Genomic DNA, 18,387 nt, shown 5'->3' with positions numbered 1-18,387 from the left:
TTTTTTGACGGATTTCGACCGAATCCCGTCAGAAACCGCACTCTCGGCGAAGGCGCTAGGCGCTGACCTTGGCGCGCTTTCCGTTGCGCGCCTTGGGCTTCGGTCGTGCGACGCCCAGGCATTCGGCGAGGAAGTGACCGGTGTAGCTGTCGGGGTTGGCCGCGACGTCCTCGGGGGTGCCCGACGCGACGAGGGTGCCGCCGCCCGCTCCGCCCTCGGGCCCCATGTCGACGATCCAATCCGAAGTCTTGATCACGTCGAGGTTGTGCTCGATGACGATCACCGTATTGCCTTTGTCCACAAGGCCGTTGATGACCTTGAGCAGTTTGCGGATGTCTTCGAAGTGCAGGCCGGTGGTCGGCTCGTCGAGGATGTACACCGTACGGCCGGTCGACCGCTTCTGCAGCTCGGAGGCCAGCTTCACGCGCTGCGCCTCACCACCGGACAGCGTCGGCGCCGGCTGGCCCAGCCGCACGTAACCGAGGCCCACATCGACGAGCGTCTTGAGGTATCGGTGGATCGAGGTGATCGGCGCGAAGAACTCCGACGCCTCCTCGATCGACATGTCGAGTACCTCGGCGATGGTCTTGCCCTTGTAGTGCACCTCGAGCGTCTCGCGGTTGTACCGGGCGCCCTGGCACACCTCGCACGGCACGTACACATCGGGGAGGAAGTTCATCTCGATCTTGATGGTGCCGTCACCCGAACACGCCTCGCAGCGACCGCCCTTGACGTTGAACGAGAACCGTCCCGGTTGATAGCCGCGCACCTTGGCCTCTGTGGTGGCCGCGAACAGCGTGCGGATCTTGTCGAAGACGCCGGTGTAGGTGGCGGGGTTGGACCGCGGTGTGCGGCCGATCGGTGACTGGTCGACGCGGACCAGCTTGTCGAGCTTGTCGAGCCCCGTCACCCGGGTGTGGCGACCCGGCACCTGCCGCGCCCCGTTGAGCTTGTTCGCCAACACCGACGCCAGGATGTCGTTGACCAACGTCGATTTACCCGATCCCGAAACGCCGGTGACCGAGGTCAGCACCCCGAGCGGGAAGGCCACGTCGATCTCGCGCAGGTTGTGCTCGCGGGCGCCGACGACCGTCAGCAGCCGCTTCTTGTCGACCGGCCGCCGGATCGCCGGCACCTCGATCTCTTCCTTGCCCGAAAGATAGGCTCCCGTAAGCGATTCCGGGTTCTTCAGCAGCTCGTCGTACGGTCCACTGTGCACGATTTGACCGCCGTGCTCGCCGGCCGCGGGGCCGATGTCGACGACCCAGTCGGCATGGGCGATGGTGTCGAGATCGTGCTCGACGACGATCAGCGTGTTCCCCAGATCCCGTAACCGGACGAGCGTGTCGATCAGCCGACGGTTGTCCCGCTGGTGCAGCCCGATCGACGGTTCGTCGAGCACGTAGAGCACCCCGACGAGCCCCGACCCGATCTGCGTGGCGAGCCGGATACGTTGCGCCTCACCGCCGGACAGCGTGGCGGCGGCCCGAGACAGCGACAGGTAGTCCAACCCGACGTCTAGTAGGAAGCCCAGCCGCGACTGGATCTCCTTGAGCACCTGGCCGGCGATGGCCTGCTCGCGTGCGCCCAGCGTCAGCGCGTTGAGGAACTCCGAGCACTCCGCGATGGACAACTCGGCGACCTCGGCGATGGACTTCGGGCCGAACTCGCCCGCCGTCAGCGTCACCGCGAGGATTTCGGGTTTGAGCCGTGTGCCCTCGCACTCCGGACAGGGCACGTCGCGCATGAAGCCCTCGTAACGCTCCTTCATCTGCTCGGAGTCCGTCTGCTCCATCCTGCGCTGCAGGAACGCCATCACGCCCTCGAAATCGGCGTAGTACGAACGGGTTCGGCCGTAGCGGTTCTTGTACCGCACGTGGACCTGCTCATCGCAGCCTTCGAGGATGGCCCTGCGCGCCTTGGCAGGCAGCTTTTTCCAGGGCGTGTTCACGTCGAACCCGAGCGCGTCGCCGAGACCCGCCAGCATCCGCGTGAAGTACTCCGCGGTCTGCCCCATCGACCAGGGCGCGATCGCCCCCTCCGCCAGGGTCAGGTCCGGATCCGGCACGACCAGTTCGGGATCGACCTCCTTGCGGATGCCCAGGCCCAGGCATTCGGGGCAGGCGCCGTAGGGCGAGTTGAAGGAGAACGACCGCGGCTCGAGGTCGTCGACGGCCAGCGGGTGCCCGTTGGGGCAGGCCAGCTTCTCGGAGAACCGCTGTTCGCGGTGCGGGTGGTCGTCCTCACGATCGACGAACTCCAGCACGACGATGCCGTCGGCGAGATTCAGCGCGGTCTCGATCGAGTCGGTCAGCCGCTGCTTGGCGCTGGCCTTCACCGTCAGGCGGTCGACGACCACCTCGATGTCGTGTTTCTCCTGCTTCTTGAGCTTCGGCGGATCGGTGAGCGGATACACCACACCGTCGACCCGCACGCGGCTGTAGCCCTGCGTGTTCAGCTTGTCGAACAGGTCGACGAACTCACCCTTGCGGGTGCGCACCACCGGTGCGAGCACCTGGAAACGCAGGCCCTCGTCCATGGCCAGCACCTGATCGACGATCTGCTGAGGCGTCTGCCGGGCGATGCGCTCACCGCAGATGGGACAGTGCGGGGTGCCCGCGCGGGCGTACAGCAGGCGCAGGTAGTCGTACACCTCGGTGATGGTGCCGACCGTCGACCGCGGGTTGCGGTTGGTCGACTTCTGGTCGATGGACACCGCCGGGGACAGACCCTCGATGAAGTCAACGTCGGGTTTGTCCATCTGACCGAGGAACTGGCGGGCATAGGCCGACAACGACTCCACGTAGCGGCGCTGGCCCTCGGCGAAGATCGTGTCGAAGGCCAGCGACGACTTCCCCGACCCCGACAGCCCGGTGAAGACGATCAGCGCGTCGCGTGGTAAATCAAGATCGACACTTCGCAGGTTGTGCTCGCGCGCACCCTTGACGACAAGGCGGTCAGCCACCCGGTTCCTCCCGAAGACATAGTTCAAAACCACTCTATGTGGACCCACCGACAAGCCCGAGACAAGGCGGATACGGTGAAACACATGACCCTCGTCGACGACAACTACACCGGCCACGTCGAGCCAGGGACCGCGGCCCGGCGCGCGCTCCCGGGCGCCTCGATCGTCAAGGTCTCGGTCGGCCCGATGGACAACAACGCCTACCTGGTCACGTGTTCCAAAACCGGCGAAACCCTGCTGATCGACGCCGCCAACGACGCACCGGTCCTCCTCGGCCTGATCGAGAAGCACGCCCCGACACTGTCGCTGATCGTCACGAGCCACCAGCACTTCGACCACTGGCAGGCGCTGGAAGAAGTGGCCAAGGTCACCGGGGTGCCGACGGCCGCGCACCAGCTCGACGCCGACCCGCTGCCCGTCCGGCCCGATCGGATCCTCGCCCACGGGGACAAGGTCGACATCGGGGAGCTGTCCTTCGATGTCATCCACCTGCAGGGCCACACTCCCGGCTCGGTGGCGCTCGCGCTCGACGGGGCCGATGAGGCGACCCATCTGTTCACCGGCGACTGCCTGTTCCCCGGCGGTGTCGGCAAGACGTGGGAGGACGGGGCTTTCGACCAGCTGCTGGGGGATGTGACCTACCGCGTGTTCGAGGTCTACGACGATTCGACGGTGGTCTACCCGGGCCACGGCGACGACACGACGCTCGGCGCGGAGCGGCCGCATCTGGCCGAGTGGAAAGAACGCGGTTGGTAGACGCGCCGGTCGCGGTCGTCACGGGTGCCAGCCGCGGCGCCGGACGCGGAATCGCACACGCGCTGGGCAGCCACGGCTGCACGGTGTATGTCACCGGACGCACCGAGCGCGCGGTCGAGTCGGCGCTCGACGGCACGATTCACGAGACCGCCGAGCTGGTCACGGCCGCCGGCGGCACCGGGATCGCCGTCCGCGTCGACCATGCCGACGACGAACAGACGAAGGCCCTATTCGAGCGGGTCGGGCAAGAACAGGGCCGGCTGGACATCCTGGTGAACAACGCGGTGATCATCCGCGAGGAAGTGATGGGCCGGACCCGGTTCTGGGAAGAGCCCGTCAACGTCATCGACACCCTCGAGGTCGGCCTGCGCAGCAGCTATGTCGCGACCGTGTACGCGGCCCCGCTGATGCTCGCGCAGCGGCGCGGCCTGGTGGTGTTCACCTCCGCGCCCGGTGCGGCCCACTATGTGTTCGGTCCGGCGTACGGCGTGCACAAGGCCGGCACCGACAAGATGGCCGCGGACATGGCGGTCGACTTCCGCGACTTCGGCATCGCGACGGCCTCGATCTGGATGGGCGTGCTGTTGACCGAACGCTTCAAGAAGCTCGTCGCGACCGCGCCCGACAAGCTCGCCCATCTCCTCGACAACACCGAGACACCGGAGTTCACCGGGCACCTGATCTGGGCCCTGTTCAACGACCCCCAGTTGATGGACAAGAGCGGCCAGGCCTTCATCGGCGCGGAGTTGGCGGCGCAGTACGGCATCAAGGACGCCGAAGACCGCGAGCCGGCGTCGTACCGCGACCTGCACGGAATTCATCCGATCAGGCAATTCGACCGCATATTGCGGTGACACTGATGGTGTGGACGGCGCGCGGTGCCCGTCGTGCGGCACCGAAGTGGGGACGCGGGCCAAGTTCTGCAGCGAGTGCGGAACACCGCTGAGCCGCGCCGCGGGGGCGGCTGAGTACAAGCAGGTGACGGTGCTGTTCGCCGATGTCGTGCATTCGATGGGCATCGCCAGGACCGTGGGCCCCGAGCGGCTGCGCGAGATCATGACCGATCTCGTCGACGTGGCCAGCTCGATCGTCGCGCGTTACGGCGGCACGGTGGACAAGTTCACCGGCGACGGCATCATGGCGGTCTTCGGCGCGCCGCTCGCGCTGGAGGATCACGCGGTGCGCGCATGTCTTGCGGCGCTGGGCATCCAGACCGAGATGCACGCGGTTGCCGCCGACGTCGGCAAGCGCGACGGAGTCGACCTCCAACTGCGCATCGGCCTCAACTCTGGACAGGTGATCACCGGCGATATCGGTTCGGGCGCGTTGGGATACACCGCGATCGGCGAACACGTCGGGTTGGCTCAACGGATGGAGTCGATAGCCCCGCCGGGAGGGGTGATGCTCAGCGCGTCGACGGCGCGGCTGGTGGAGTCGGCGGCCACGCTCGATGCGCCGGAGTTGGTGCGCGTCAAGGGCGGCGACCAACCCATGCCCGGCCGACGGTTGCTGAGCATCGGCCGCGGGCAGGGCTCTTTGCGATCCGACACCGCACTGGTCGGACGGCGGTGGGAGAAGTCGGCGCTCGAAGGCTTGTTGGACAGGGCGATCGACGGTCAGGGCGCCGTTGTCGGTGTCTCCGGACCACCCGGCATCGGCAAGAGCAGACTCACGCGCGAGCTCGCGGCGACTGCGGCCAGCCGAGGAGTGCCGGTGTACACAACGGCATGCGAGTCACACACCACCCAGGTGCCGTTCCACGTGGTGGCCCGGCTGCTGCGGGCGGCGACCGGCGTCGAGCATCTCGATGCATCGTCCGCCCGTTCCCTGATCGCCGGGACCTTCCCCGACGCAGGCCGTGACGACGTAAGCCTCCTCGAGGACATGCTGGGCATCGCCGATCCGTCGGTCGAGCCGCCGCGGATCGACGCCGACAGCCGTCGGCAACGCCTGATCGCACTGGTCAATTCGGCTGCACTGGCCACGCCGACGCCTGCCCTCTACATCATCGAAGACGCCCACTGGATCGACGAGTCCAGCGAGTCGATGCTCGCCGCGTTCCTCACCGTCATCCCCCAGACACCGCTGCTGACGGTCATCACGTACCGACCCGAATATCGCGGATCGCTGACCCAGGTGCCGGGGACGCAGACCATCGCGCTCGGCCCGTTGAACGACGCGGAAACCGCCGATTTGGTCACCACCCTGCTCGGACCGGATCCCTCCGTGCGCCAGCTCACGCAGACGGTCGTTCAAAAGGCCTTGGGCACACCGTTTTTCGCCGAGGAGATCATTCGCGACTTCGTGGAACGCGGCGTACTGCACGGGCGCCCGGGGGCGTATGCGTCGACCGCGGAGGTCGCCGATGTCAGTGTGCCCGCCACGCTGCAAGCGACGATCGCGGCCCGCATCGACCGACTCGATCTCGCCGCAAAACGCACCCTCAATGCGGCGTCGGTCGTCGGATCACGCTTCGGCACAGAGCTGTTGAAAGCGCTCGCCATCGAACCGCGCCCGGCCGAGCTGCTGACCGCTCAGCTCATCGACCAGGTCACGTTCACCGACGAACCGGAATTCGTGTTCCACCATCCGCTCATCCGAGCGGTCGCCTACGAGGCCCAGCTCAAATCCGACCGGGCAGAATTGCACCGTCGGGTGGCCGCCGCGATCGAACGACAAAGCGCGGGCAACCTCGACGAGAACGCGGCGCTCATCGCCGAACATGCCGAGGCCGCAGGCGATCTGCACGCGGCCTTCGGCTGGCATATGCGAGCCGCCGAATGGTCGAACAACCGCGATGTCTCGGCCGCATTGCAGAGTTGGGAGCGCGCATGTCGGGTCGCCGATGCCCTGCCAGAAGACGACCCGAACCGTAGCGCGATGCGCATAGCACCGCGCACCCTTCTGTGTGCGAGCGGTTGGCGGGTGGCCCGCGAGTGCGGCGCGCGCTTCGACGAGTTGCGCGAACTCTGCGAACTCGCGGGTGACAAGAGATCGTTGGCCGTCGCGATGATGGGCCCCCTGTCGGATCATCACTTCCGCGGCGAGACACAGGAGTCATCGAGAGTGGCCACCGAACAAATGGCGCTCCTGGAATCGATCGGTGACCCTGGGCTGGCCGCGCAGGCCGCTTTCGGCGCCATCGGGATCAAGGTTCAGAACGGCGAGATCGCGGATGCGCTCCGTTGGGCGGAGACCACGATCGAGTGGGCCGCCGGTGACCTTGCCAAAGGCAGCCTGGTGGTGGGCTCGCCGCTCGCCATCGCCATGGGCCTGCGCGGCCTGGCCGGGTGGTGGTTCGGCCGTAAGGGATGGCTCGATGACATCATCGCGGCCGCCGGCATGGCGGATGAGAGCAATGAGCCACTCACGATCGCCCTCACGACGTCCTGGAATTTGGGGTTGGGGGTGCCGTTCGGTGTGTTGGCTGCCGACGAATCGGGCTGCGCCAGGGCGGAAGCGACTCTGAGGACCGCCGATGCGTTCTCGTATGGCTATGCGGGCGAGATCGCCCGATACGTGTTGGGTGGACTGCTGATTCACCGGGAGGATGCCGCCGCATGGGACCGCGGACGGGACCTGATCACACAGGTCCGGGAAGTCTGGACGCAAACCCAGACGATGCTGGTCGAGGTCACGTTCATGGATGCTCTACTCGGCATTGACCGAGCCAACCGGGGCGACCTTGATGGGGGCATCCCCCTAGTGCGCGGAGCGGCCGAGTCCATGCTCGGTCGAGGCGAGTTCACCTACTGGATTCCGGTGGCCGGTGCTCTTGTGCGGGCCCTGCTCAAGCGCGGGACAGACGAGGATCTCGCCGAAGCCGCGACCGCGATCGAGCAGTTGGAACGCGCGCCGCTCGACGGATCGGCCATCCGCGACGTCTGGGTTCTCCGACTGAAGGCGCTGCTGGCACACACCACAGGCGACGATGCCGCGTATCGCGAACTCGCAGACCGTTATCGGACGATGGCGCATGACCTCGAATACGAGGGACATCAGAAGTGGGCCGCGGCGATGCCATGATCGTCGCCTGCCACGATGCCGGGGGCTCTGCGGCGCCGTTGAGCGGCCATCTGACGATCGGCCTTGCGAACTTCGATAGATTGCCTGGTGACGAAGAAAGGGCAGATATGAACACCGATCAGTTGAAGAAGGCGCAAAGCGGCGCCGGGTTCATCGCGGCACTCGACCAGAGCGGCGGCAGCACCCCCAAGGCGCTGAAGCTCTACGGGATCGCCGAGGACGCCTACTCCGGCGACGACCAGATGTTCGACCTCGTGCACGAGATGCGCACCCGCATCATCACCAGCCCCGCCTTCGACGGCGACCGCATCATGGGCACCATTTTGTTCGAGCAGACGATGGACCGCGAGATCGAGGGCCGTCCGACCGCCGATTACCTGTGGAACGTCAAGAACATCGTGCCGTTCCTCAAGATCGACAAGGGCCTGGCCGAGGAGAAGGACGGCGCGCAGACGATGAAGCCGATGCCCGGCCTCGACGATCTGCTCGACCGCGCCGCCGCGAACGGGGTCTTCGGCACCAAGGAGCGGTCGGTCATCAAGCTGCCCGGCGCCGGCGTGGACGCGGTCGTGGCTCAGCAGTTCGAGGTCGCCGAGCAGGTACTCGCCAAGGGCCTGGTGCCGATCATCGAACCCGAGGTCGACATCAAGAGCCCGAAGAAGGCCGAGGCCGAGGACCAGCTCAAGGCCGCGCTGCTCGAGGGCGTTGGCAAGCTCGGCGACAAGAAGGTCATGCTCAAGCTGACGCTGCCCGACACCGACAACCTGTACAAGGATCTGGTCGAGCATCCGAACGTGCTGCGGGTCGTGGCGCTGTCGGGTGGTTACAGCCGCGATGAGGCGAACGAGAAGCTGGCGCGCAACATCGGTGTCATCGCGAGCTTCTCGCGGGCGCTGACTGAGGGTCTGACCGCCCAGCAGAGCGACGAGGAGTTCAATTCCACGCTCGATCAGGCGATCGCCAGCATCGCCAAGGCGTCGAGCACCTGATCTGACCGCGCTGCGGGGTTACGCGTCGGCGATCGTCGCCGGCGCGTTCCCCGCGCTCGCGCTCCCCGCGCCCGCCCTGTGGTGGCTGGCGTGGATAGCACTGGTTCCGCTGCTCGCCGTGCTCCGCGCCGCCCCGACGGCCGGGAGGTCCGCCGTGCGGGCCTGGTTGGCAATGGCGGTGTTCGTCGGCGTCACCCAGTACTGGCTGTGGCCGAGCGCCGGTCCTCTGCTCCTCGCACTCGCCGCCGGGCTTGGCGCGCTGTGGCTGCCGTTCGGCTGGGCGGCGCACCGCCTGCTCGCCGGCGACCTCACCAAGCGCGAGACATTCAGCGCCGTGGTCGTGCTGCCCAGCATGTGGGTGCTCACAGAGGCGGTCCGGTCGTGGGACCGGCTCGGCGGGCCGTGGGCCCTCCTCGGTGCATCGCAGTGGAATCAGCCGGCCACGCTGGCGTCCGCTTCCCTGGGGGGCGTGTGGCTCGTCAGCTTCCTCCTGGTGGCGGTCAATACCGCAGTCGTCGTTGCGGTGGTGCGGCGTTCGGCCGCGTCGGCGGCATTGGCAGCGGTTCTTCTCGCCATCGGTCCCGCCTGGTTCTGGTGGGGTCCGGAACCGACGTCCGGTCCGACAATCCGGGTCGCGCTCGTCCAGCCGGGTGACATCGCCGACTCCACGGCGCGACAGGCTGCGAGCGAGGCACTGACCGAGCAGCTGGCCGGGCAGCGAGTGGACCTGGTCGTGTGGGGTGAGAGCAGTGTGGGCGTGGACTTGGCGACCCACCCCGAAGTCACCGCGCGGCTCGCCGCCCTGTCCCGGCGTGTGGGGGCCGACCTGCTGGTCAACGTCGACGCGCGGGCGGCATCGGGCGGCATCTACAAATCGTCGGTGCTCGTCGGACCGGACGGCGTGCAGGGCTCGTACGCAAAAACGCGACTGGTCCCGTTCGGCGAGTACGTGCCGCTGCGGCCCTTGATCGGCTGGGCCACGTCGAACACCCAAGCCGCGGGTGAGGACCGCCGTCGCGGGGAGGGACCCGTGGTCCTGCACACCGACGCCGCCGCGATCGGACCGCTGATCAGCTTCGAGACGATGTTCTCCGACCTCGCCCGGGAAGGCGTCCGGCGAGGAGCGGAGCTGCTCGTCTACCAGAGCTCGACGTCGTCGTACCAAGGCAGTTGGGCGCAGCCGCAGCTGGCGGCGATGCCCGCCGTACACGCGGTCGAAACGGGCCGGCCCGCGGTTCATGCCGCGTTGTCCGGGGTCAGTTCGGCGTTCGACGCGCGCGGCCACCGGCTGGCATGGATGCCCGCCGCCGAGCGCGGGGTCACGGTCGTCGACGTCCCGCTGGACGCGCGAACGACCCCCTATCAGCGGTGGGGCGACTGGATGATCGTGGCTGCGCTGCTGGTGATTACGGCGTGGTGTGCACGATCAGCACGTCGCTCTTGGAGCGGCGTGCGACATTGGCGGGGACGGAACCGAGCAACCGGCCGGCGATGGTGGACAGGCCGACGTTACCGACGACCAGCAGATCGGCCTTGACCTCCTCGGCGAGTTCGACGAGCGCGTCGACGGGGGCGCCGACGACGGCCTTCTCCTCGACGTTCGTGGCGCCCGCCTGGTGGGCACGTTCTTTCGCCTCGCGAAGAATCGCATAGATGGGCGCGTTGCCGGCCATTTTGTAGCCCTCGTCCTTGAGCACGTCGGCCGCACGCTGATCTTCATCCTGGGGGAAGTACGCCGTCGCGATGACCAGCTTGGCGTCACCGGCGATCTGACCAGCTCTCTCGACCGCGCGCAGCGACGAGTCCGATCCGTCCGTGCCAACCAAGACGGTCTGATAGGCGCTCATCCACATCCTCCCGATTTCAGTTCCGTTGCCAACCGGAACAGTAGCCGCTCCGGTGGCGTTTGCCTGCGATTTCGTCCTACTTCGCACCCAACGTCACCATGGCCTATCCCAGGTGACGCCGCCTACACCCGGTCGTCACGATGACTTCCCCATCCATTCGGTGAGCGCTGCACAAGCGCACACGCTAGCGTTTTGCCGTTCGCGGGAAGGGTGGGTAGCAGGGCGTGGATCTGTCGCTGGTACAGCAACGCCTCGCGCGCCTCGACCCGTCGGGGTCCCTTCGCGCCGGCCGGTTCGACGCTGCGCTGACGGCGGTGTTCGCGGTCGCGGTGTCGGCGGCGGGTGCGGCCCGGCCGTCGCTGTGGTTCGACGAGGCGGCCACGATCTCGGCCTCGACGCGGTCGATCCCCCAGCTGTGGGGTCTGCTGCACAACATCGACGCGGTGCACGGCCTGTACTACCTGCTGATGCACGGGTGGTTCGCGGTGTTCCCGGTCACCGAGTTCTACTCCCGGCTGTCGAGCTGCCTGGCCGTCGGCCTGGCGGCCGGCGGTGTCGTCGTCCTGGCGCGACGCTTCGCCTCCCGGACGACGGCCGTCTGCGCGGGGATCGTGTTCGCGATCCTGCCCCGCGTCACGTGGGCGGGCATCGAGGCACGGTCCTATGCGCTGACGGCGGCCGCGGCCGTCTGGCTGACCGTGTTGTTGATGCTCGCACTCCGCCGCAACTCCTGGTGGCTGTGGGGCTGCTACGGGCTGGCGCTCGTGGGCTCGTCGCTGCTGAACGTCTTCGTCCTGCTGATGGTGCTGGTGCACGCGGTTGCGCTGACAGCGGTGACGGCTCGGCGAGCGGTCGTGCGCCGCTGGATCGTGACGGTGGCGGTGGCGATCGCGGTGGTGGCGCCGTTTCTGACGTTCAGCAGGACGCAGGTCGCCCAGGTGCGGTGGATTTCACCGCCGGGCTGGCACACGGTCGCAGAAGTGGTGCAGGAACAGTACTTCGACCACAGCGTGGCGTTCGCGGTCTCGGCGGGACTGGTGCTCGTTCTGCTCGTGATCCGACGGTTCCGGCTGACAGAAGCCGGCGTCCGATCGCTGGTGGCGATCAGCGCGGCGTGGATCGGGCTTCCGACGGCTGTGCTGCTGCTCTACTCCGTGTGGGGGGCGCCCATCTACTACCCGCGCTATTTGAGCTACACCTCGCCGGCGATGGCGCTGCTGTTGGCCGTCGGCATCACCGCCGTCGCCAGATCGCGCGAGGCCGTCGTGGTGGTGCTGACTGTGCTGGCGGTCGCGGCGACCCCGAACTATGTGCTCGAACAGCGGGGTCCGTACGCGAAGGAGGGCATGGACTTCAGCCAGGTGGCCGATGTCCTCACGGCGCACGCCTCCCCCGGCGACTGCCTGGTGCTCGACAACACCACCAACTGGGCACCAGGCCCGATCCGACCGTTGACGGCCGCGCGCCCTGAGGCGTATGCGGACCTCGTGGACCCCGGGCGCGGTCGCCGCGCCGCCGACCGAAACCGCTTGTGGGACGCCCATCTGGGGATCTGGGGTGTGGCCGACCGGCTTCGACCGTGCACCGTGCTGTGGACGGTTTCACAACGCGACGCCACCGTCCCAGATAGGGAGAGCGGGCCCGCGCTGGATCAGGGACCCCGCCTGCGCCGTGCGCCTGCCTACCGGGTACCGCACGCGATGGGCTTCCGGCTCGTCGAGCGCTGGCAGTTCAGCTTCGCCCAGGTGGTCAAGTCGACGCGGTAGCGGGTGACCGCTGCCGGAACCGGGTAACCATCCTCCATGCCCGCAAGCCCGGCCCACACCGCCGCGGAGTTCGTGCCCGACACCCGCGATCTCGCTGCTCTCGCCGAGGCCGCGCACGGTTGCAAGGGCTGCGATCTCTATCTCGATGCGACGCAGGTGGTTTTCGGCGGCGGTTCCTCCAGCGCGGACATGATGCTGGTCGGCGAACAGCCCGGCGATCAGGAGGACAAGGCCGGGGAACCGTTCGTCGGCCCGGCAGGCAAGCTGTTGGACAAGGCGCTGGTGCAGGCCGGCATCAACCGTGAACGGGTGTATGTGACCAATGCGGTCAAGCACTTCAAGTCCACCCTGCCCGAACGCGGCAAAAGACGGATCCACAAGACGCCGGGCCGCACGGAGGTGGTGGCGTGCCGACCGTGGCTGCTGGCCGAACTGGACGCCATCAGACCCGAGGTGTTGGTGCTGATGGGCGCGACCGCTGCACAGTCGCTGCTGGGCAGCAAGTTTCGGCTGACCGCACACCGCGGCGAGGCGCTGGAACTCCCAGCCATCGACGAGCTCGACATCGCACCCGACGTCGCCGTCACCGTGCATCCGTCATCGGTGCTGCGCGGGCCACCAGAGGATCGGGAGAAGGCGTTCGACGCGTTGGTGTCCGATCTGCGGTTTGCCGACGGCCTGCGCTCACACCGCTGACCCGTTGTCACGTCGGAAGCGGTTGGTTCGCCCATCGGAGTCGCCCCGAGTGATCCGCGATGCCCCTTGCAAAGGGGCAGGGCCAAATCGAGCGGATGGCGGGATTCGAACCCGCGTAGACGGCTTTGCAGGCCGGTGCCTAGCCACTCAGCCACACCCGCAGCGAGTGCCATCTTTCCGAGACCACGCGTACGGGCCCAGCGTTGGAATCGCCGTGATCGCTAACGCGGTTCACCAGAAGGGTGTCGTCCGCTCCGCGTCGACGCGACCAGGCCCAGCGCGGCGATCGCAGCGAACACCGCCAGCAGCCACCGCGCAGGGGTGGCGTCGCCGCTGTCGGTCATGTTCACCACCACCCCGGCCAGCCCCGCGCCGAAGGCGCCGGAGATCAGCTGGACGGTGTTGATCGCAGCAGCCGCGGTCGGCCCCTCCGACGGGTCGTCCACCAGGCTCATCGCCCACGCCGACAGATGGGGCCAGGCGATGCCCACCCCGGCACCCGTGACGATCAGCGCTACCGCCCAGACCGCTACCACGGCGGGCTGCGCGTCGTCGCGCATGGTCACCGCCGCTATGGCAAGGCCAATGGCCATAAGGGCGGGCGCGACAGCGACCGTGCGCTTGATCGCCTGCGGGTTGCTCATCGAAGCGCTGCCGATCTCCCCGACCGTCCAACCGAGCGCCAGACCCGCACCGAGAAATCCCGCCGCGACCGGTGTGAGATCGGCCAGCCGCTGCCCGAACAGCGGAACATACATGTCCGCCATCGTCGCAACCATCAACACAGCGAGGGTCAGGTAGATCCACTTCAGCGGTCCACGCCCAAAGGTGCTGGGCGGCAACACCGCAGCGGGTTGCCGCCGGTCGACGAACAGGAACACGCCCACCAGCACCCCGCCGAGGCCGAGCAGCGCGACCGTTGGCCACACCCCGCGCGGGACACCGGCTGCGCTGACGGCCAACGCCGCGATACCCAACAACAGCAGCGACCACACGGGTATCGGCGTTCGCGGCGCATCGACGTCGGCGCGAGTGCGCCTGGGCAACGCCAACGGCACCAGCACGGCGATGGTTGCGGTCAGAATCGCCAGCGCGCCGAACGCCCAACGCCACGAACCATATTGGGAGAACAGACCCCCGGCGGCGGGGCCGAGCAGCGTCCCGACACCCCACATCGCCGACACCAACGCCGACGCCTTGGTCCACAACCACTGGGGCAACGCCGTATTGATCACCGCATAGCCCAACCCGGCCAGCAGCCCGCCCGCCAACCCCTGCACCGTGCGACCGACAAGCAGGGCTTCCATCGTGGGCGCCGCCGCACAGGCGACGCTGCCCAGGCCGAATACGGACAGCGCCGCCAAATACGACACCCGCGGCCCGATACGCATCAACGTCGAGTGCACGGTGGTCGCCGCGATCACCGAAGCGACCAGGTACACCGTGGTCACCCATGCGTACAGCCGGTAACCGCCGATATCGGCCACCGCGCTGGGCATCAGGCTGATGGTGAGGAACTCGTTGGTGGCGTACAGCGCGACCCCGCCGGCAAGGACGGTGCTGGCGCCGAGGTACTTCGGTCCCAACAGGTCGCGCCAGCGCCCGGTAGTGGTTGTCGGCGCGGTGTCGGTCACGCCGGACACGCTACGAGCTCAACCTTCGTTCAGGTCAAGCGGCGACCTCAACCGGCCGGGGTGATGAGCCCGTAGTGGCCGTCGTAGCGGTGGTATAGCACGCCTGCCCGGCCCTGCGCCGCGTCGATGAAGAACATGAACGGCAGCCCGAGCAGACCCATCCGCTCGGCGGCCTGCTCAACGGTGACGCACGGCGCCGGCTGCGGACTGATGGTCAGCGGCAACTCGAACGGCGCCAGCTCCTCCTCCGAGGCCGGCTGCACCTGTGCCAGCCGGTGACCGGTCGGGCCGTCCTTGTAGAGCACACTCGCCATCCCGGTGCGCTCCTCGGTGAACAGGTGGAAGTCGTAGTCGAGCAACGCCATCTCCAGCGCCGCCTCGTCAACAGTGCACGGCGCGAGCGTGAAGGACTTGCGCCGTACGATCCGGCGTTCGTCGGGCGCCACGTTCAGGCGGGTGGGCCGTTGCGTCGGTTCGGCGTCGGCTTCGTCGGGAACCCGGATGGTCCGGCCGTCGCGTCGCGCCTCCCAGTGGTCGGCGGCTCGCCGGAGCCGACGGCGGAGGCGCTCCTCGAGCCGGTCGATCGCGTCACGCGCGGTCTCACCCTCAGCCTCCGCCCGCACCAGCCGGCCATTCAGGTCGAGGTTGCCCTGGGCCAGGACTGGACGCTCGGTATCCGGATCCCCGTGGCGGGTCAGTTTGACGTGGGCGTGCGCCAGTGGGCGGTGGACGAACCGGGACAGGTCGGCGATCTTGGTCCGCGCGTATTCGGCGGCACCCGGAAGATCACCGCGTGTGGTGACGTCGACGTGGACTGTGGGCGCGATATCGATTCTGTCACTCATACTTTCGTTCTACGTGACCCGAGCCGTAGGCGCTAGGGACGAAAGTCCCTGCGGCGCGCCGATCACTTCAGACCCGCGGCGTCCATCCCGCGCAGTTCCTTCTTGAGGTCGTGGATCTCGTCTCGGATGCGCGCGGCCAGTTCAAACTGCAGATCACGTGCCGCGGCCATCATCTGTTCGGTCAGGTCCCTGATCAGGTCGGCCAACTCGGCTCGCGGCATGTTCGAGGTGTCGCGGCCCTCGATGATGCCCGCGCTGACCGCCCGCCCAAGTTCCCCTTGCGCCCGGCGTCCACGCGACGCGTTGCGCCCGGAACCACCCACCTCGACATCGTCGGCTTCGCGGTACACCTGGTCGAGTATGTCGGCGATCTTCTTGCGCAACGGTTTTGGATCGATGCCGTGGGCCTCGTTGTAGGCGATCTGCTTGGCACGCCGACGCTCGGTCTCGTCGATGGCTTCCCGCATCGATTCGGTGATGTTGTCGGCGTACATGTGGACCTCGCCCGACACGTTGCGGGCGGCGCGGCCGATGGTCTGGATCAGGCTGCGGGTCGACCGGAGGAACCCTTCCTTGTCCGCGTCGAGAATCGCCACCAGCGACACCTCCGGCAGGTCGAGACCCTCGCGGAGCAGGTTGATGCCGACCAGCACGTCGTAGTCGCCCAGGCGCAGTTGACGCAGCAGTTCGACCCGGCGGAGCGTGTCCACCTCGGAGTGCAGGTAGCGAACCCGGATCCCCATCTCGAGCAGATAGTCGGTGAGGTCCTCGGCCATCTTCTTGGTCAGCGTGGTCACGAGCACCCGCTCGTCGCGCTCGGTGCGCGTGCGGATTTCGCCGATCAGATCGTCGATCTGACCCTTCGTCGGCTTCACGACGACCTTGGGATCCACCAAACCGGTTGGGCGAATGACCTGTTCGACGAACTCACCGCCGGACTGGCTGAGCTCGTACGGTCCCGGCGTCGCCGACAGATACACCGTCTGACCGATGCGGTCGGCGAACTCCTCCCAGGTCAGCGGCCGATTGTCGACGGCTGAGGGCAGCCGGAAACCGAAGTCGACGAGGTTGCGCTTACGCGACATATCGCCCTCGTACATGCCGCCGATCTGCGGCACCGTCACGTGAGATTCGTCGATGACGAGAAGGAAGTCCTCGGGGAAGTAGTCGAGCAGTGTGGCGGGCGCCGAGCCGGCGGGCCTGGCGTCGATGTGCCGCGAGTAGTTCTCGATGCCCGAGCAGAAGCCGACCTGACGCATCATCTCGATGTCGTAGTTGGTGCGCATCCGCAGCCGCTGCGCCTCCAACAGCTTGCCCTGCCCCTCCAACTCGGCCAGCCGCTCCTCGAGTTCCTGTTCGATGGTCGAGATCGCATGCGCCATGCGCTCCGGGCCCGCGACATAGTGGGTGGCCGGGAAGATCCGCAGCGAATCGACCTTGCGGACGACGTCGCCGGTCAACGGGTGCAGGTAGTACAGCTCCTCGATCTCGTCGCCGAAGAACTCGATGCGGACCGCCAGCTCCTCGTAGGACGGGATGATCTCGACGGTGTCACCGCGCACGCGGAACGAGCCGCGGGTGAACGCCATGTCGTTGCGGGTGTACTGCACGTCGACGAGCAGCCGCAGCAGCGCGTCGCGCGGCACCTCCTGGCCCACCTGCAGCTCGACGGACCGATCCAGGTATGACTGCGGTGTGCCCAGGCCGTAAATGCAGGACACCGAGGCGACCACGACCACGTCGCGGCGGGACAGCAGGCTCGAGGTGGCCGAGTGCCGCAGCCGCTCGACGTCGTCGTTGATCGAGCTGTCCTTCTCGATGTAGGTGTCGGTCTGGGCGATGTACGCCTCGGGCTGGTAGTAGTCGTAGTACGAGACGAAGTACTCGACGGCGTTGTGCGGCAACATCTCCCGCAGTTCGTTTGCCATCTGCGCGGCGAGCGTCTTGTTCGGCTCCATCACCAGTGTGGGCCGCTGTACCCGCTCGATGAGCCACGCCGTCGTCGCCGACTTACCGGTGCCGGTGGCACCCAGCAGCACCACGTCGTGCTCCCCCGCCCTGATGCGGCGCTCCAGCTCGTCGATGGCCGCCGGCTGATCGCCCGCCGGTGAGTACGGGCTGACCACCTCGAAGCGTCCGCCTTTGCGCACGATCGCATCGACGGGGCGGTACTCCGAGTGCGCGAGCACGGGGTGTTCAGTCGCGAAAGCCATAATCACCCAGGGTAAGCGCGTGCTCTGACAAGTTCATTCCCGCTGCGCCCTATCCTGTTCTCATCCACGCTCCCAAACACGAGACGTTCGACCTCGTCGCCCGCACCAACACCGATCCGAAGGGCATCGTGCGGGCGGTCGACGTCTACACCGTCAAGCCGTGGGGCCTGTACATGGCCCGCCCCACTCCGGGCCGGGCGCAGTTCCACTATCTGGAGTCCTGGCTGCTGCCCTCGTTGGGGCTGCGGGCGACGGTATTCCACTTCAACGCAGGTCACGAGCGGGACCAGGACTATTACCTGGACGTGGGCCACTACACGCCGGGCCCCGAGGTCTGGCACGCCGAAGACCATTACCTCGACCTGGTGGTCCGCACCGGCCGCGACGTCGAACTGCACGACATCGACGAACTGCTCACCGCGGTACGGCACAACCTGCTGGCGCCCGAGACCGGCGAGGAGGCCGTCCAGACCGCGGTGGCCGCCATCGACGGACTGGCCCGGCACGACTACGACCTCAACCGGTGGCTGGCCGGACGGGGTATGCCACTCACCTGGCGCGACGAGCGGTAACGAACCGCCTGTATTCGCCGATCTTGATCTGATGGCTATCGCTTCGAATTTGTCTGCCCAGGTACGGCCGGTATTCTC

General features: G+C 67.3%; 12 protein-coding genes, 1 tRNA gene and 1 pseudogene. 8 read left to right on the top strand and 6 right to left on the bottom strand.

Annotation, left to right across the window (positions count from 1 at the left end; translation table 11 throughout):
• Nucleotides 1–55: 55 nt before the first annotated feature.
• On the bottom strand, nucleotides 56–2,965 hold the full coding sequence (gene uvrA, locus AU198_RS04245) for an excinuclease ABC subunit UvrA (protein WP_064346248.1): 2,910 nt from the start codon (nucleotides 2,963–2,965) through the stop codon (nucleotides 56–58).
• Nucleotides 2,966–3,049: 84 nt separating this feature from the next.
• Here uvrA and AU198_RS04240 point away from each other — a divergent pair, with 84 nt between their 5' ends.
• From AU198_RS04240 to lnt, 5 genes and pseudogenes are all read left to right on the top strand, one after another.
• Nucleotides 3,050–3,721 (top strand): MBL fold metallo-hydrolase, encoded by a 672-nt coding sequence (locus tag AU198_RS04240; protein WP_064346247.1) that lies wholly within the window; start codon nucleotides 3,050–3,052, stop codon nucleotides 3,719–3,721.
• Nucleotides 3,715–4,575: an SDR family NAD(P)-dependent oxidoreductase gene (locus AU198_RS04235; RefSeq protein ID WP_064346297.1), complete on the top strand. Its 861-nt coding sequence runs from the start codon at nucleotides 3,715–3,717 to the stop codon at nucleotides 4,573–4,575. The genes AU198_RS04240 and AU198_RS04235 overlap by 7 nt, the downstream gene beginning before the upstream one ends.
• A gap of 10 nt (nucleotides 4,576–4,585) precedes the next feature.
• Nucleotides 4,586–7,747 (top strand): adenylate/guanylate cyclase domain-containing protein, encoded by a 3,162-nt coding sequence (locus AU198_RS04230; protein ID WP_064346246.1) that lies wholly within the window; start codon nucleotides 4,586–4,588, stop codon nucleotides 7,745–7,747.
• A gap of 107 nt (nucleotides 7,748–7,854) precedes the next feature.
• Entirely contained in the window at nucleotides 7,855–8,736 is an 882-nt protein-coding gene (locus tag AU198_RS04225; RefSeq protein WP_064346245.1) for a fructose bisphosphate aldolase, read from the top strand.
• Nucleotides 8,684–10,021, top strand: a pseudogene (gene lnt, locus AU198_RS04220) (apolipoprotein N-acyltransferase); the annotation flags it as partial. The gene AU198_RS04225 and the pseudogene lnt, both read left to right, overlap by 53 nt.
• A gap of 121 nt (nucleotides 10,022–10,142) precedes the next feature.
• Here lnt and AU198_RS26535 read toward each other — a convergent pair.
• On the bottom strand, nucleotides 10,143–10,583 hold the full coding sequence (locus AU198_RS26535; protein ID WP_156431481.1) for a universal stress protein: 441 nt from the start codon (nucleotides 10,581–10,583) through the stop codon (nucleotides 10,143–10,145).
• Nucleotides 10,584–10,807: 224 nt separating this feature from the next.
• Here AU198_RS26535 and AU198_RS04210 point away from each other — a divergent pair, with 224 nt between their 5' ends.
• Both AU198_RS04210 and AU198_RS04205 read left to right on the top strand, forming a co-directional pair.
• Nucleotides 10,808–12,349, top strand: a complete 1,542-nt coding sequence (locus AU198_RS04210) for a glycosyltransferase family 39 protein (RefSeq protein WP_064346243.1) — start codon at nucleotides 10,808–10,810, stop codon at nucleotides 12,347–12,349.
• A gap of 36 nt (nucleotides 12,350–12,385) precedes the next feature.
• Nucleotides 12,386–13,045, top strand: a complete 660-nt coding sequence (locus AU198_RS04205; protein WP_064346242.1) for a UdgX family uracil-DNA binding protein — start codon at nucleotides 12,386–12,388, stop codon at nucleotides 13,043–13,045.
• 90 nt (nucleotides 13,046–13,135) lie between these two features.
• Here AU198_RS04205 and AU198_RS04200 read toward each other — a convergent pair.
• The 4 genes from AU198_RS04200 to uvrB all read right to left on the bottom strand — a co-directional run bounded on the left by AU198_RS04200 (nucleotide 13,136) and on the right by uvrB (nucleotide 17,737).
• A tRNA-Cys gene (locus AU198_RS04200) sits at nucleotides 13,136–13,206 on the bottom strand.
• 60 nt (nucleotides 13,207–13,266) lie between these two features.
• The gene (locus tag AU198_RS04195) at nucleotides 13,267–14,679 is read right to left on the bottom strand and encodes an MFS transporter (RefSeq protein ID WP_064346241.1); all 1,413 of its coding nucleotides are present in this window, start codon (nucleotides 14,677–14,679) and stop codon (nucleotides 13,267–13,269) included.
• A 47-nt stretch (nucleotides 14,680–14,726) separates the two neighbouring features.
• Nucleotides 14,727–15,524: an HPF/RaiA family ribosome-associated protein gene (locus AU198_RS04190; RefSeq protein ID WP_064346240.1), complete on the bottom strand. Its 798-nt coding sequence runs from the start codon at nucleotides 15,522–15,524 to the stop codon at nucleotides 14,727–14,729.
• A 62-nt stretch (nucleotides 15,525–15,586) separates the two neighbouring features.
• A complete protein-coding gene (gene uvrB / locus AU198_RS04185; protein WP_064346239.1) occupies nucleotides 15,587–17,737 on the bottom strand; it encodes an excinuclease ABC subunit UvrB in 2,151 nt (716 codons plus the stop codon).
• A 128-nt stretch (nucleotides 17,738–17,865) separates the two neighbouring features.
• Here uvrB and AU198_RS04180 point away from each other — a divergent pair, with 128 nt between their 5' ends.
• Nucleotides 17,866–18,309, top strand: a complete 444-nt coding sequence (locus AU198_RS04180; RefSeq protein WP_064346238.1) for a ribonuclease FAU-1 family protein — start codon at nucleotides 17,866–17,868, stop codon at nucleotides 18,307–18,309.
• The last annotated feature ends 78 nt before the right edge of the window (nucleotides 18,310–18,387 follow it).

It is taken from the genome of Mycobacterium sp. GA-1199 (assembly GCF_001500045.1).
Classification (GTDB): Bacteria; Actinomycetota; Actinomycetes; order Mycobacteriales; family Mycobacteriaceae; genus Mycobacterium.
The sequence above is the reverse complement of the archived record's forward strand: the minus strand, read 5'-3'. Positions and strand labels throughout refer to the sequence as shown.

Bases quoted from the DNA above. Each gene is read 5' to 3' on its own strand.
- AU198_RS04240 (WP_064346247.1), top strand. From the start codon at position 3,050: ATGACCCTCGTCGACGACAACTACACCGGCCACGTCGAGCCAGGGACC.
- uvrB (WP_064346239.1), bottom strand. From the start codon at position 17,737: ATGGCTTTCGCGACTGAACACCCCGTGCTCGCGCACTCGGAGTACCGC.
- AU198_RS04190 (WP_064346240.1), bottom strand. From the start codon at position 15,524: ATGAGTGACAGAATCGATATCGCGCCCACAGTCCACGTCGACGTCACC.
- AU198_RS26535 (WP_156431481.1), bottom strand. From the start codon at position 10,583: ATGAGCGCCTATCAGACCGTCTTGGTTGGCACGGACGGATCGGACTCG.
- AU198_RS04225 (WP_064346245.1), top strand. From the start codon at position 7,855: ATGAACACCGATCAGTTGAAGAAGGCGCAAAGCGGCGCCGGGTTCATC.
- AU198_RS04205 (WP_064346242.1), top strand. From the start codon at position 12,386: ATGCCCGCAAGCCCGGCCCACACCGCCGCGGAGTTCGTGCCCGACACC.